Source organism: Bacillus cereus group sp. MYBK95-2, assembly GCF_051915225.1.
GTDB lineage: Bacteria > Bacillota > Bacilli > Bacillales > Bacillaceae_G > Bacillus_A > Bacillus_A cereus.
Window position 1 is genome coordinate 671,066 of the sequence record NZ_JBQAEH010000001.1, and the last position, 12,274, is coordinate 683,339.

The window sequence follows — 12,274 nt, forward strand, 5'->3', positions numbered from 1 at the left end:
TCCCCCTTATCCCGTCGGTAAAAATCCGAGAATAGTTTCAATTACAACCGTCAAAATAGGAATTGCCATAACGAGAATTAAGATTTTCCCAGCAAGTTCAATTTTCGAAGCGATGGCACCTTGACCAGCATCTTTTGTAATTTGAGCTCCAAACTCGGCAATATAAGCAATTCCAATAATCTTTAGTAACGTTTCCACGTAGACGTTACTAACTTTCGCTTCACTCGCTACTCTCTCAATCATTTGTAAAATAGAATGAATTTGATCGATTAAAATTAGAAACATCACGCTACCTACGAACACAATAAATAAAGATGTAATACTAGATTTATGCTGGTTCAAAACAGCAGCTAAAAACGTAGCAACGAGGCCTAATCCGACAATTTGTATAATTTCGATTCGAACCGCCTCCTTTACTGGAAGAGAAAGACACTTTTAATCTTGTCGAATAGCGTATTAATTAAAAATGCAACATGAAATAAAATGACGACAAAACCGACAAGGATAACCCAATTTGCAATATCCTCACGCTTCAATTCTTTTAGTACAGTATGAATGAAAGCTAAAACAATGCCGATTCCGGCGATTTGAAATATTAATCCAACATCAATGGACATCGCCTTTCTCCCCCCTATAGCAGTAAAATTACAATTAGTAGCCCTGCTAGTACCCCTAAGCTCTTAATCATTTTTTCGTATTGCAGTTGTAAAGCTTTCGCTTCCTCTTCTTCTCTCTCCAAATGTGTAATACATAAGCGAATATGTTTTTGTTGTGATTCACGATCATGTTGCCCGAGCGTTTCACCAAATTGCTGCAGTATTTCATACTCGGTTTGTTGAAAAGCCGTCAACTTCCAATTCTCTTTCAAACTATCTATCCAAGCTTCCCTTACCGTTTGTTCTCCACTTTCTAGTTTTTTAGCGAAACTTTGAAATATCCAATTTAATGGCTTTGGCATTTGTTTAACTAATCGCTCGGCAGCCTCAGATAAAGGTGTGTGTCCATACATAATTTCTGCCTCTAATGATTGAAGTGCTGATTTTAATAACCTAAGTTGCCTCGGCCTCTCACTGTATCTTTTAGCGTACGAAAACCCGAAAAAGGTGCTGACCGCAACGATTAACACTGCACCAAATATTTTCACCATACGCCCTCAGCCTTTCTATTTGATAACACTGGTTTTCCATATTTATCTTTCACCTGCATAACCGTTCCTGGACCCCTCGCTTTTGACAACTCCACAAACCTATCAAATATACCAAGCTCTAGCACTGCCTTGAGCGATGGACGTCTCACAACATCCTCATAGGAAAATCCGTGTGCGCTTATAAAAAGCTGAACACCTGCATGCACTGCCTCCATAATTGCTTCACTATCTTCTTTACGGCCAATTTCATCTACGATCAAAATATCAGGACTCATAGAACGAATCATCATCATCATTCCTTCTGCCTTTGGACATGCGTCTAACACATCGACTCGGGTACCAAAATCATATTGCGGGATTCCTTTCACACAGCCAGCAATTTCTGAACGTTCATCAACGATCCCCACTTTACAGGAAGGAATTTCCGAAGCACTTACCCCTTGACTCATGCAACGTGCTACATCTCTTAAAAGTGTCGTTTTTCCCGTTTGGGGAGGGCCAATTACCATCGTGTTTAACCACCTTTTTTCATACAAATATGGCAAAAGCGGTTCAGCAATCCCTATTTTTTGACGAGCAATACGAATATTAAAGGAAGAGACATCACGAATCATTTTCACTGCGCTTTTTTCTGTAATGACTTTTCCTGCTAACCCGATTCTATGCCCCCCGCGAAGCGTCACATACCCACGTTTTAATTCCTCTTCCATCGTATAAATTGAGAATTGACTTAATTTATTCAATAAGTAAATAGCATCCTCTGCAGTAGTGATATAGTCATAAAAAAACACCTTTCCGTGTGCAATACACTCTAGCGGCCTTCCAATTCGAACACGAATTTCCTCTAAAGCATCGTATTGCTTACATTCTTCAATTAAGTACTTCATCGTTTTTGGTAAAACTTCTAATACCTCTTTCATCGGCTTCTCCCCACTATACTCGACTTACTATTTCAGTAATGCGATAAAAATACAGCAAATTCCAAGCGCTAGAAAAAAGAGCTTCAAGAAAGAAATTTCACTTGCTACACTTGCTATCCCAATTGTCATTGTTAAAATTAATACGGTAGGTCCAACAAACGCCAACATACCATTTATAAACAACGCTTTCTTCGCATCATTCACATAAAGCATAAGCAAAGCAGCAAATATCTCCGCACTACCTGAAAATAATCGAAGTGCCCCCATAACAAGCACGGATGTTTCCATTGCCGCTAGCCACTGTTTCATTCTTCCACCTTCTCCCGTAACAGTTACTAACTTCGTATTCTAAAAAAGAATATATTTGTACAACCATATGCAGAGGTTGTCTATTTCAGAAGTAAAAACATAATTTTTCTCTAAAGTCCGAATTAGAATCTGAATATTCGTATTATTTTATGGTATATTATGGTATATTTAGTTTGAAAGGGGTTTAAACCATGCAGCACGTCACTTTATTACCACTAGATTTATGCTATACAAATGTGATTTTCGAGCTATCAAGTGATCCACATATAAAAAATGCATTGGGGATAACGGTAGAAAACATCGAAGACACGAAAACATTTCTTCTTTTCGCAATAGAAGAAGAGCGTCAAAAGAAATCCTTATCGAGAATGATTGTGAATGAAGAAAATGAAATAATTGGCCTCACCACACTTAAACATATTAATAATGAAAAAAAGCAATCTCACATTGGTAGTTGGATTGGCTATCCATACTGGGGAAAAGGCTATAACGAGGCTGCTAAAAAAGAAATCTTTAAAATCGCCTTTTTAGACTTACAACTTTCCTACGTATTTGCTGGTGCTAAAACGAATAATATCCGCTCACTAAAAGCACAAGAAAAACTATCCTATATTTCATTGCATGTGGAAAACAAGTTTCCAGACGAACACGCTGCACTAGAGAAAGAAGTAAGGTCACCTTGCTCTCTGCATGTCGTGTCACGTGAAAATTTTTTAAACTGGTTGAAATTACAGAATGAGGAGGAAAAATATGAAGGCATTGAAAATTATTTTAACCGTTGTAGTAGAATTAGCTCTTATTTATCTTTTTTCATTATTAGTCGGTTGGTCATTTATAGAGACCTTTTTCCTTGGTAGTTTAGCAATATTTGCAATTATGTGGTTAATTATTATGAGTAACCATAGAAATAACATTACAGATCACGCAATAAGCAAAACATTAACTGGCGTTGAGACTGGCGAAATAAAACCATTTCAAATTGTTTTGACTCCATCTATTATGGGTACTCTTTCACTTGTTTTAGTCAGTTTTATAGTAACAGCTATTTACTATCTACCCTATTTCCTATAAAAAAAACACTCGTGAATTATCACGAGTGTTTTTTTACTATGCACGAGAAACGTATTTACCTTCACCAGTGTTGATGATAAGCATTTCGCCTTCGTTAATGAAGATTGGTACTTGTACAACAAGACCAGTTTCTAATGTAGCTGGTTTTGTTACGTTAGAAGCAGTATCACCTTTAATACCAGGCTCTGTTTCTGTAACTTGTAATTCAACTGTGTTTGGAAGTTCAACACCAAGTACTTCGCCTTGGTAAGTCATAATTGCTACTTCCATGTTTTCTTTTAGGAATTTAAGCTCGCGCTCGATTTGTTTTTCACCAAGTTCGATTTGCTCATAAGTTCCGTTATCCATAAATACGTGAGCCTCACCGCTTGCGTATAAGTATTGCATACGACGGTTTTCGATGTGTGCTTTTTCTACTTTCTCACCTGCACGGAATGTTTTCTCTTGAACAGAACCTGTGCGAAGATTACGTAGTTTAGAACGAACGAATGCAGCACCTTTACCTGGCTTTACGTGTTGGAAATCAAGTACTTGCCAAAGGGCATTGTCCACTGAAATTGTTAAACCTGTACGAAAATCGTTTACTGAAATCATGTAAAAAAATCCTCCTGTGTATTACAAAATAATAAGTTCTTTTGGTGATTTCGTAATTACTTCATTACCTTCACTTGTCACAATGATATCATCTTCAATACGTACGCCGCCAATACCTGGAATATAAATACCTGGCTCTACTGTTACAGCCATACCTGGTTCAAGTACTGTATCAGAACGGAACGCTAAACCTGGTGCTTCATGGATTTCAAGACCTATTCCATGACCAGTAGAGTGTCCAAAGTATTCACCATATCCTTTTTCCGTTATGTAGTCACGCGTTAGCGCATCAGCCTCGCGACCTGTTAAACCAGCTTTAATACCGTTCACACCACGTAGTTGTGCTTCTAAAACGATATTATAAATTTCTTTTAATTTATCAGATGGTTCACCGACTGCAATCGTACGAGTAATATCAGAACAATATCCTTTGTAATAAGCGCCGAAGTCTAATGTAACGAAATCTCCTGTTTCTATCACTTTTTCAGATGCCACGCCGTGCGGTAATGCCGAACGAAGACCTGAAGCAACGATAATATCAAACGAAGAAGATGTTGCTCCTTGTTTTCTCATGAAAAATTCAAGTTCATTTGACACTTCAATTTCAGATACTCCCGGGCGAATGAATGATAGAATATGCTCAAAGGCAGCATCTGCAATCTGTGCAGCTTCCTTTAATATCTTAATCTCTGAATCAGTCTTTATCAAGCGTAACTTTTCTACAAGTCCAGAAGTCGGGATAAATTCAGCATCAATCGCTTCCTTATGCACTGAATAAGAACTATATGTAAGAGTATCTTGCTCAAAACCAAGTTTTTGAATTCCAAGCTCTTTCACTTGCTTTGCCACTTCATCAATGATCAATCCTGCGTGCTGTACAACCTCATATCCAACCGCTTGTTTACTTGCCTGCTCGACGTAACGGAAATCTGTAATAAATTGAGCACGATCTTTTGAAATAAGAACAACGCCTGCTGTTCCTGTGAAGTTAGCCATATATCTACGACTATGTTCATTTGTTAACAAAATACCGTCAATGCCAGCCTCATCAAATGCACTTCGTAATCTTTCAATTTTCTCCATTACTTTATGCCTCCCTCAATTTCTCCATTAATGCAAATAATGCTAACTTATAGCCATAAAAACCAAATCCTACAATTTGACCTGCACAAACAGCTGCCGTCACAGATTCATGACGGAACGATTCACGCTGATGAATGTTAGAAATATGTACTTCAATAACAGGAATCGAAATGCTCGCAATGGCATCACGAATCGCATAGCTATAATGCGTAAATGCTCCCGGATTTAAAATGATCCCTTCATATATATCTTCCGCTTCATGAATAATGTCGATAATGGCACCTTCATGATTCGATTGGAAACATTCTAACTCCACTCCCATTGTTTCTGCTTCTTGCTTCATATCTGCTTCAAGTGTCGCTAGCGTGCCCTTTCCATATACATTTACCTCACGAACACCGAGGCGATTTAGGTTAGGACCGTTTACGAGGAGTAACTTTTTCATATTCTTAAAACTCCTTAATATTAAATATCTATACAATATTTTAACATAGGAGTTACTTATTTGAATAGTTCGTCTTCTCTTGCCCTTCTTGTTCTGCTTTATTGCTATTTACTGCGTAAGAAACAGAATATGCTATAAACACACCATACAATATAAAAATACATATTGTCGTCACAATTGTCTCTTTTGGTAAATGGAGCGCACTTTTAATAACAGGAGCCATTAAACCCATCCCCAAAAACAGTAGTGCCCACCAAAATAGCCCATAAATAATTCCCGCTATAATCCCTTCAAACTTCGCAAAAAATGCTTTATACAAAAAGGCGATCAAAATTGAAAGAAGTCCCATACACACTATTCCGAACACATTGCCCCATACACCCTCTTTCCAACTTCCAAACGCAAATGGTAAAAGGAAATAATTCGGTCCCGCCTCCGTGAATGAAAATATATGAAGGAAATACCAGATCCCGCCCCAAAAGATTCCACCAAACAAACCAATCTGCACAAAATTCCTTGTTCCTAATTGTTCTTGACTCACATCGACACCTCCGCTCAATAGTATGCCCGAAACTATTTTGAAGCATGTTTAAATCCTGCGAAATTTGTCTATAAAAAGAATAAGAAATGTCCGACTCTCATAACATTTTCCCTTGTCATCTACTTGTATTTGCCGATAAAATAAAGGAAACTCGGTGATTGTCTTATTTCAAAACGACAGAACCCAGTATGACAATTGCCTCTTTTTCTACATAAGAGAGAAACAAATACAGGTTGGTGTTAACATGGCAGAAGAGTCAAAACAAATATATGGTGGGCAAGCGGTCATAGAAGGAGTTATGTTTGGCGGTAGAGAATATACTGTTACAGCGGTTCGTCGTAAAGATAAATCGATTGAATTTTATCGATTACCACGCGTTCGTAATAAAGTACTATCTACCCTAAAAAAAATTCCATTTTTACGAGGGATTGCCGCTATTGTGGATGCAAGTGCGAATGGAGCAAAGCATTTAAACTTCGCTTCAGAACGATTTGACGTCCACCCAGAAGATGATGAACAAATTGCAAATAAAAAAGAAGAACAATCAAAATTAACGATGGTATTAGGAGTTGCAGCTGTTGGCGTTTTATCTTTTATATTCGGTAAAGTCATTTTCACAGCAGTTCCTGCACTATTAGCTGAATTAACGAGACCGATTTTCCCATCTCATACTGGGCAAATCATTGTCGAAAGTGTCATTAAGCTCATGCTATTATTGAGCTATATATACTTTATTTCTTTAACCCCACTTATTAAGCGGGTATTTCAGTATCACGGTGCAGAGCATAAGGTAATCAATGCTTACGAGAATAACCTTCCTCTGACTGTAGAAAACGTTCAAAAGCAAACTCGTCTCCATTATAGATGCGGCAGTAGCTTTATTATATTTACAGTCATTATTGGAATGTTCGTTTATTTCCTAGTCCCTACAGATCCTCTTTGGGCACGAGTTATAAACAGAATTTTATTAATTCCAGTTGTACTTGGTATTTCTTTTGAAGTATTGCAATTTACAAATCGATTACGAGACATTCCCGTATTACGCGTACTTGGATATCCTGGATTATGGCTACAACTATTAACAACGAAAGAACCAACAGATGATCAAGTGGAAGTAGCAATTGCATCGTTTGAAGAATTATTACGTTTAGAGAACAAACAATAATTATTTAAAAATGGTGTTCAACTCCTTTCCTCATCGTTAATATACTAATTTCAATATATGTTTTTAGGAGGTGTCCCTTATGAACGGTCGTTCGTTTACTTTCGCTATATTTGTGCTTATTATCGGATTGGCAATATTCGGCCTTGTTTCATCTGTTATTACAAATCCCATGGGTGTATTAAGAAATATCGGGTACATGTTACTTGTTGTCGGTATCTTTTACTTGCTATACAAGATGTTTACAAATTCCAGTGGTTCCGCAAATTCGCAAAGCTCATATAAGCGTGCGGCAAAACAATCGAACCGCAAACATGGGAAACAAAATGTAGCACCCCTAGGCAATTCTTTCTTTAAGTCAAATACTTCTAATGACAAAAGTAAAAAAGGGAATTCTTCCACTTTGAAACGAAAAAGAAAACAGTCTCATTTAACTGTCATTGAAGGCAAAAAAAGCAAAAAGAAAGACCGTGCTTCCTTTTAGGAAATACGGTCTTTTTTTATACTTTGAAGCACTTCTTTTAAACTTTTCTCTCTCATACTTTCAATTCGAAGATGATGATTTTCAAACGGTAAATTCCGTGTCACATCATTAGGTACCACAACGCACGTTAATCCCGCTGCAACTGCTGCTCTCAATCCATTTAATGAGTCTTCAAATACAACAGCTTCAGATGGCTTAATTCCTAATTCTTCTATTGCAACTCGATAAAGAGCTGGATCTGGTTTTACCTTCTCAACATCTTCTCTCGTTTTAATTACTTCAAAATATTCTCGAATTTGTAGCTCTTCTAAAAAATGAATAACCCATTCTCTAGAAGAACTAGAAGCTAGTGCAATTTTTAATCCCATTTCTTTCGCTTCTTCTAAATATTCTTTTACCCCGTCACGAGCTTCTGGTATTCTCATTTTCTCTTTATGTAAAGTTGCCACTTTTTCTTTTAATACACTTTTGTTAAACTTCTCTTTTAATTGATCATTTAAATATGTATAAAGTACCTCATCTGTTGTTCCAATGCATTTCGCAAATTCCTCTAAAGGTAGTTCCCCGCCGTATTCACGAACAGCATCTCTGAAAGAGTGAAACCATATCGTTTCTGTATCCACAATTAATCCATCAAAATCAAAAATAATTGCTTTCATAATTCTCCCATCCTTTTCGAATTGAAATAAAAAAGGAAACGCCATACGTTCCCCTTAATTACTTTTCTCTTCATTTGCTCTTTGAACACCGCGAAGTGTTTCCACTCGGACTGTATCTTGTTCAAAGTATTGCACTAAATCACCAATGCGATCAATCGCTTCCCAACTTAAATGATGTTCAATTCCTTCTACATCATTGTAAATTTTACTTTCATCCACACCGATAATACGCATAAATTGCTCTAGCAAGTCATGACGATATACGAGACGTTCTCCGATTTTTTTACCTTTTGTTGTTAATACAAGCCCTCTATATTTTTCATAAATTAGATATTCATCTTTGTCTAATTTTTGCACCATTTTTGTTACAGAGGATGGATGTACACTAAGCGCTTCAGCAATATCAGATACGCGGGCGTAACCCTTTTCATCAATCAACAAATAAATTTGTTCAATATAATCTTCCATACTAGGGGTAGGCATCGGTTTCCTCCATCCAAGTTCATTTTGCTTATTCCGTACGAAGCAATCAATAAAATGATACACCAGAAAGAATAACGTGACAAGTTGAAAACGAGCCTAAATATATAAAACAAAAAAGAATCTGTATTTGCATACAGACCCCCCTTAAGTAAAATATTGTATTTCTGCATTAGGAAAAAATTCATTTATATAACCTCTTATCGTTTCTTCCAATACTGCTGCATCATCCTTTTTATATACATATTTTCCGATGCCATATCGTCCCCATTTATACTTCCGCTTCTCTTCATCCATTTCAAGCTTCGTATTTGGATAACGCTCTTGAATAACCTTTTTCGCTGGTTTCGTAAAACGATGCTGAATTAATTCAAACGTTAAATTTGGTATCGTCACATCTTTCAGCGCATTGTACAGTCGCTCAAATAGTTCACGATATCCTTCTTCCCATCCTTCATGCATATAAAGTGGCGCGACTATAAAACCAAGTGGATAACCTGCACCTGCTACTTTACGTGCCGCCTCAATTCGCTCCTCAAATGGCGATGTCCCTGGTTCAAAATTTTTAATTACATATCGTGAATTTATACTAAACCTGAAACGAGTTTTCCCATTATGCTTTGCATCTAATAAATGATCAACGTGCGAATATTTCGTGACGAAACGTAAGCGCCCATATTCACTTTCTCCAATGAATTCAATCGCCCGCTTTAATGCATGTGTTAAATGATCAATCCCAACAATGTCTGATGTACACGCTGCTTCAAATCTTGTTATTTCAGGTGCCCTTTCATCCATATATTGCTTTGCCTTCTCAAATATTTCATCAAGATTGACATACACACGAACGTAAGGCTTACTCCCAAGTGTTGTTTGCAAATAGCAATAATGACAATGTCCCATACACCCTGTTGCGAGCGGAATTGCATATTCAGCTGACGGTTTTGACGTATCAAACTTTAGCGTCTTCCTTACTCCAACGACAAGTGTAGCCTTTGCATTACGATACTTTTGCAAATCATTTTCTCCTGGCAAATTTCTAATTTGATTATGTGATGTCGTTTCACGAATTTCTAATCCCATCTTCGTAAACTTCTCATAAAGCTCTTTTCCAAGCGGATATTCAAGTGCCTTTGGTTCAAAGTAAACGAGTTTTGGCATAAATGGTTTCATGTACTTCCCTCCCTCTCGTTAGTATGGGAAACGTTGAAAAATTAACACGCATTAAAGTTTTCCACTTCAGTAACTTGCGTTGCAAGTTACTGAATGTTATAATTTGGATAACAGCTACCTTGCAACGCAAGTTACCTGAGTAAAAGGTGGTGAAATCATGCACAGCCAAATGTTAAAAGGTGTACTAGAAGGTTGCATCCTATACATCATTTCACAAGAAGAAGTGTACGGATATGAACTGAGCACAAAATTAAATAAACACGGATTTACATTCGTAAGCGAAGGAAGCATATATCCGTTATTGTTACGTATGCAAAAAGAAAAATTGATTGAAGGAACATTAAAAGCCTCCTCACTCGGTCCAAAACGAAAATATTATCACGTAACCAATAAAGGATTAGAGCAGCTTGAAGAATTTAAACAAAGCTGGGGAATGGTTTCAACTACGGTAAATAACTTATTACAGGGGGAGTGATAGGGATGAATGCACAAGACATGATTGAATTGAATAATAAAAAACGTGAGCTTCTAACACCTGAAAATGAAGTTGCTTATAGCGATATGTTAGTTTATCTTCGTTTATCTAACGTGCCAGAGCAACAAATGGAAGAACTGTTACTAGAAATATTAGATCACCTCATCGAAGCACAAGCAGAAAATAAAAACGCTTATGACATCTTTGGAGATAATTTACAATCTTATTGCGATGAACTTATATCAGCTTTACCAACTCAAACAAAGTTAGAAAAAGCCTCTTTAATTGGATTTTCTATTAGCTTACTTCTTGCTATACAGTTTGGCATAAATGCAATTATTTCATTTTTTATGTTTTTCTTTGAAAAAAACAATACATTATCAAGTCCGCCTTTTAGCATCCTTGGAACTACTTTGTCTGTTTCAATAATTATACTAGGTATACTATTTATTTTATATTTATTAAAGCGTTACTCCTTTAATCAGAAAATAAATTGGAAAAGAAGAATTCTATTTGGATTCGCATTTGCTACTCCATTTTGTTCCGCTGTATTCTTAAATATTTATTTCCAAAAGCAACCTTATCTCATTTATCATCTAAACTTTTGGCAAAATGCTTTAATTGCTATCTTATTTTTTATTTTATATAAATTACTATATAAAAAATCAAATTTTTAACAGCCCTTCAAAAGGCTGTTTTTTCTTCTGTCTAATTTTACAAATTGAAAAATTTCATAAAGAAAATAAGAAAAATGCAAAATAATTAAAGTTAATTGTTGACGTGATGCTTTTATTATCGGTATCATAAATCTTCGTGAGCAATTATTTTTCGTTATACGATTTTTTTATTATTACTGAATTTTTGAGAGGAGAAATTAGATGTCAGTTAAGAAGAAAACGCAAGTACGCACCGGCAAAATGGTACGTGAACTAATGTTAGCAGACGAAGATGTAAATGCTTCGCTAATTATGGTATATAGTGAAAACGGTGTAAACGCAGAAATTAAAATCGAGGGCTTAACGCCGAAATGTAACGAAGAATTATTTTTGAGCGGAAACGTGGATTGGAACAAGAGTGTTATTTATAAAATTGTTGATTTCACTGGAAACGCTGAAGTTGGTAAAGTTACATTAACAGCGATGAACAAAAACAATGTTTCTCTAGAAATTGAACGCGTTATGTGGAGTAAAGAAAATAAAGAAGCTGCCGAGCAAGAAGAAACACAGGTAGAAGCAGCACCGAAAAAGGAAGTAGTTGTAGAAGCTCCAAAAGCAATTACGCCTGCTCCTAAGCCTGTTACGCGTGTGGAAACACCTGCTATGGCACCTAAGCCTACTCCGGTACCGACACCGAAGCCAGTAAGCGTAGAAGCAGCTGTAGAACTAGTTACTCCAGCGCCTGTGAAAAAAGCGGTCCCTACTCCAGTTACAAAGCAAGAGACAGCACCGGTTGCTCCTGCAAAACCGAAGCAGCCTGCTTTGACTGAAACAAATTCAAAACTACAAGAAAATTATGTTAAACTCGTGAAAAAGACAATTGAAGTTTGTCAAGATTACGAGCTTGGCATCGACATAGATGATTCTATTGAAAGCTTAAAAGAAGAACTACAAAGCCAAGGTATTAGCGTTACATTTGACAAAGAAATTATGGACGTTGTAAATCGCCTTCGTTCTTTACAAGATAAAGGAATCAAAGTAGAAAAAGTACTTAATTTACTATAAAAAAATAAGA

General features: G+C 36.5%; 18 protein-coding genes and 1 pseudogene. 7 read left to right on the forward strand and 12 right to left on the reverse strand.

The genetic code is table 11. The features are described 5' to 3' along the window. Positions 1 to 6 precede the first annotated feature (6 nt). From spoIIIAD to ACTFN4_RS03415, 5 genes are read right to left on the reverse strand one after another with little or no spacing between them, the layout of a single operon-like run. Positions 7 to 390, reverse strand: coding sequence for a stage III sporulation protein AD (gene spoIIIAD, locus ACTFN4_RS03395; RefSeq protein ID WP_077393170.1), 384 nt, complete (start codon positions 388 to 390; stop codon positions 7 to 9). A 23-nt stretch (positions 391 to 413) separates the two neighbouring features. Continuing rightward, positions 414 to 617, reverse strand: a complete 204-nt coding sequence (gene spoIIIAC / locus ACTFN4_RS03400) for a stage III sporulation protein AC (protein ID WP_000020914.1) — start codon at positions 615 to 617, stop codon at positions 414 to 416. A gap of 14 nt (positions 618 to 631) precedes the next feature. Continuing rightward, the gene (gene spoIIIAB, locus ACTFN4_RS03405; protein WP_000238702.1) at positions 632 to 1,147 is read right to left on the reverse strand and encodes a stage III sporulation protein SpoIIIAB; all 516 of its coding nucleotides are present in this window, start codon (positions 1,145 to 1,147) and stop codon (positions 632 to 634) included. Continuing rightward, on the reverse strand, positions 1,141 to 2,067 hold the full coding sequence (gene spoIIIAA, locus ACTFN4_RS03410) for a stage III sporulation protein AA (protein ID WP_000665905.1): 927 nt from the start codon (positions 2,065 to 2,067) through the stop codon (positions 1,141 to 1,143). Before spoIIIAA ends, spoIIIAB begins: the two co-directional genes overlap by 7 nt. A 27-nt stretch (positions 2,068 to 2,094) precedes the next feature. Further along, positions 2,095 to 2,376 carry a YqhV family protein gene (locus ACTFN4_RS03415; RefSeq protein WP_000816050.1) on the reverse strand — a complete coding sequence of 94 codons (282 nt, stop codon included), beginning with the start codon at positions 2,374 to 2,376 and terminating at the stop codon, positions 2,095 to 2,097. Between the two features lie 191 nt (positions 2,377 to 2,567). Between ACTFN4_RS03415 and ACTFN4_RS03420 the strand changes: the two are divergent. Both ACTFN4_RS03420 and ACTFN4_RS03425 read left to right on the forward strand, forming a co-directional pair. Then, positions 2,568 to 3,143 (forward strand): annotated as a pseudogene (locus ACTFN4_RS03420) (GNAT family N-acetyltransferase); the annotation flags it as partial. Continuing rightward, entirely contained in the window at positions 3,127 to 3,447 is a 321-nt protein-coding gene (locus ACTFN4_RS03425; protein ID WP_439962083.1) for a hypothetical protein, read from the forward strand. The pseudogene ACTFN4_RS03420 and the gene ACTFN4_RS03425, both read left to right, overlap by 17 nt. Positions 3,448 to 3,483: 36 nt before the next feature. On the opposite strand, the gene efp is transcribed toward ACTFN4_RS03425, so the two are convergent. From efp to ACTFN4_RS03445, 4 genes are read right to left on the reverse strand one after another with little or no spacing between them, the layout of a single operon-like run. Further along, positions 3,484 to 4,041 carry an elongation factor P gene (gene efp / locus ACTFN4_RS03430; RefSeq protein WP_000626516.1) on the reverse strand — a complete coding sequence of 186 codons (558 nt, stop codon included), beginning with the start codon at positions 4,039 to 4,041 and terminating at the stop codon, positions 3,484 to 3,486. 21 nt (positions 4,042 to 4,062) lie between these two features. Then, positions 4,063 to 5,124, reverse strand: coding sequence for a Xaa-Pro dipeptidase (pepQ, locus tag ACTFN4_RS03435; protein WP_000411040.1), 1,062 nt, complete (start codon positions 5,122 to 5,124; stop codon positions 4,063 to 4,065). Positions 5,125 to 5,128: 4 nt separating this feature from the next. Further along, entirely contained in the window at positions 5,129 to 5,569 is a 441-nt protein-coding gene (gene aroQ, locus ACTFN4_RS03440) for a type II 3-dehydroquinate dehydratase (protein WP_000735140.1), read from the reverse strand. A gap of 52 nt (positions 5,570 to 5,621) precedes the next feature. Continuing rightward, positions 5,622 to 6,110 (reverse strand): YqhR family membrane protein, encoded by a 489-nt coding sequence (locus tag ACTFN4_RS03445; RefSeq protein WP_000076881.1) that lies wholly within the window; start codon positions 6,108 to 6,110, stop codon positions 5,622 to 5,624. Positions 6,111 to 6,354: 244 nt separating this feature from the next. On the opposite strand from ACTFN4_RS03445, the gene ACTFN4_RS03450 reads away from it, so the two are divergent. Both ACTFN4_RS03450 and ACTFN4_RS03455 read left to right on the forward strand, forming a co-directional pair. Next, the gene (locus ACTFN4_RS03450) at positions 6,355 to 7,275 is read left to right on the forward strand and encodes a DUF1385 domain-containing protein (protein ID WP_000807121.1); all 921 of its coding nucleotides are present in this window, start codon (positions 6,355 to 6,357) and stop codon (positions 7,273 to 7,275) included. Positions 7,276 to 7,354: 79 nt separating this feature from the next. Next, a complete protein-coding gene (locus tag ACTFN4_RS03455) occupies positions 7,355 to 7,756 on the forward strand; it encodes an SA1362 family protein (RefSeq protein ID WP_001014463.1) in 402 nt (133 codons plus the stop codon). Here ACTFN4_RS03455 and ACTFN4_RS03460 read toward each other — a convergent pair. The 3 genes from ACTFN4_RS03460 to splB all read right to left on the reverse strand — a co-directional run bounded on the left by ACTFN4_RS03460 (position 7,753) and on the right by splB (position 10,068). Then, positions 7,753 to 8,415 (reverse strand): HAD family hydrolase, encoded by a 663-nt coding sequence (locus ACTFN4_RS03460; protein ID WP_025687934.1) that lies wholly within the window; start codon positions 8,413 to 8,415, stop codon positions 7,753 to 7,755. The two genes, ACTFN4_RS03455 and ACTFN4_RS03460, sit on opposite strands and share 4 nt — an antisense overlap. A gap of 54 nt (positions 8,416 to 8,469) precedes the next feature. Further along, the gene (gene mntR, locus ACTFN4_RS03465; protein ID WP_001143085.1) at positions 8,470 to 8,898 is read right to left on the reverse strand and encodes a transcriptional regulator MntR; all 429 of its coding nucleotides are present in this window, start codon (positions 8,896 to 8,898) and stop codon (positions 8,470 to 8,472) included. A 144-nt stretch (positions 8,899 to 9,042) separates the two neighbouring features. Then, positions 9,043 to 10,068, reverse strand: a complete 1,026-nt coding sequence (gene splB, locus ACTFN4_RS03470) for a spore photoproduct lyase (protein ID WP_000802110.1) — start codon at positions 10,066 to 10,068, stop codon at positions 9,043 to 9,045. Between the two features lie 157 nt (positions 10,069 to 10,225). On the opposite strand from splB, the gene ACTFN4_RS03475 reads away from it, so the two are divergent. The 3 genes from ACTFN4_RS03475 (at position 10,226) to ACTFN4_RS03485 (ending at position 12,264) form a co-directional block, all read left to right on the forward strand. Further along, positions 10,226 to 10,543: a PadR family transcriptional regulator gene (locus ACTFN4_RS03475; protein WP_000556087.1), complete on the forward strand. Its 318-nt coding sequence runs from the start codon at positions 10,226 to 10,228 to the stop codon at positions 10,541 to 10,543. A 5-nt stretch (positions 10,544 to 10,548) separates the two neighbouring features. Then, positions 10,549 to 11,220, forward strand: coding sequence for a DUF1129 family protein (locus ACTFN4_RS03480; RefSeq protein ID WP_000993580.1), 672 nt, complete (start codon positions 10,549 to 10,551; stop codon positions 11,218 to 11,220). Positions 11,221 to 11,421: 201 nt separating this feature from the next. Further along, positions 11,422 to 12,264 (forward strand): hypothetical protein, encoded by an 843-nt coding sequence (locus tag ACTFN4_RS03485; RefSeq protein ID WP_000111898.1) that lies wholly within the window; start codon positions 11,422 to 11,424, stop codon positions 12,262 to 12,264. Positions 12,265 to 12,274 lie beyond the last annotated feature (10 nt).

Coding starts and splice junctions, on each gene's coding strand:
- ACTFN4_RS03450 (WP_000807121.1), top strand. CDS start 6,355: ATGGCAGAAGAGTCAAAACAAATATATGGTGGGCAAGCGGTCATAGAA.
- ACTFN4_RS03455 (WP_001014463.1), top strand. CDS start 7,355: ATGAACGGTCGTTCGTTTACTTTCGCTATATTTGTGCTTATTATCGGA.
- ACTFN4_RS03415 (WP_000816050.1), bottom strand. CDS start 2,376: ATGAAACAGTGGCTAGCGGCAATGGAAACATCCGTGCTTGTTATGGGG.
- ACTFN4_RS03460 (WP_025687934.1), bottom strand. CDS start 8,415: ATGAAAGCAATTATTTTTGATTTTGATGGATTAATTGTGGATACAGAA.
- aroQ (WP_000735140.1), bottom strand. CDS start 5,569: ATGAAAAAGTTACTCCTCGTAAACGGTCCTAACCTAAATCGCCTCGGT.
- pepQ (WP_000411040.1), bottom strand. CDS start 5,124: ATGGAGAAAATTGAAAGATTACGAAGTGCATTTGATGAGGCTGGCATT.
- splB (WP_000802110.1), bottom strand. CDS start 10,068: ATGAAACCATTTATGCCAAAACTCGTTTACTTTGAACCAAAGGCACTT.
- spoIIIAC (WP_000020914.1), bottom strand. CDS start 617: ATGTCCATTGATGTTGGATTAATATTTCAAATCGCCGGAATCGGCATT.
- spoIIIAA (WP_000665905.1), bottom strand. CDS start 2,067: ATGAAAGAGGTATTAGAAGTTTTACCAAAAACGATGAAGTACTTAATT.
- spoIIIAB (WP_000238702.1), bottom strand. CDS start 1,147: ATGGTGAAAATATTTGGTGCAGTGTTAATCGTTGCGGTCAGCACCTTT.
- mntR (WP_001143085.1), bottom strand. CDS start 8,898: ATGCCTACCCCTAGTATGGAAGATTATATTGAACAAATTTATTTGTTG.
- ACTFN4_RS03425 (WP_439962083.1), top strand. CDS start 3,127: ATGAAGGCATTGAAAATTATTTTAACCGTTGTAGTAGAATTAGCTCTT.
- efp (WP_000626516.1), bottom strand. CDS start 4,041: ATGATTTCAGTAAACGATTTTCGTACAGGTTTAACAATTTCAGTGGAC.
- ACTFN4_RS03480 (WP_000993580.1), top strand. CDS start 10,549: ATGAATGCACAAGACATGATTGAATTGAATAATAAAAAACGTGAGCTT.
- ACTFN4_RS03485 (WP_000111898.1), top strand. CDS start 11,422: ATGTCAGTTAAGAAGAAAACGCAAGTACGCACCGGCAAAATGGTACGT.
- ACTFN4_RS03475 (WP_000556087.1), top strand. CDS start 10,226: ATGCACAGCCAAATGTTAAAAGGTGTACTAGAAGGTTGCATCCTATAC.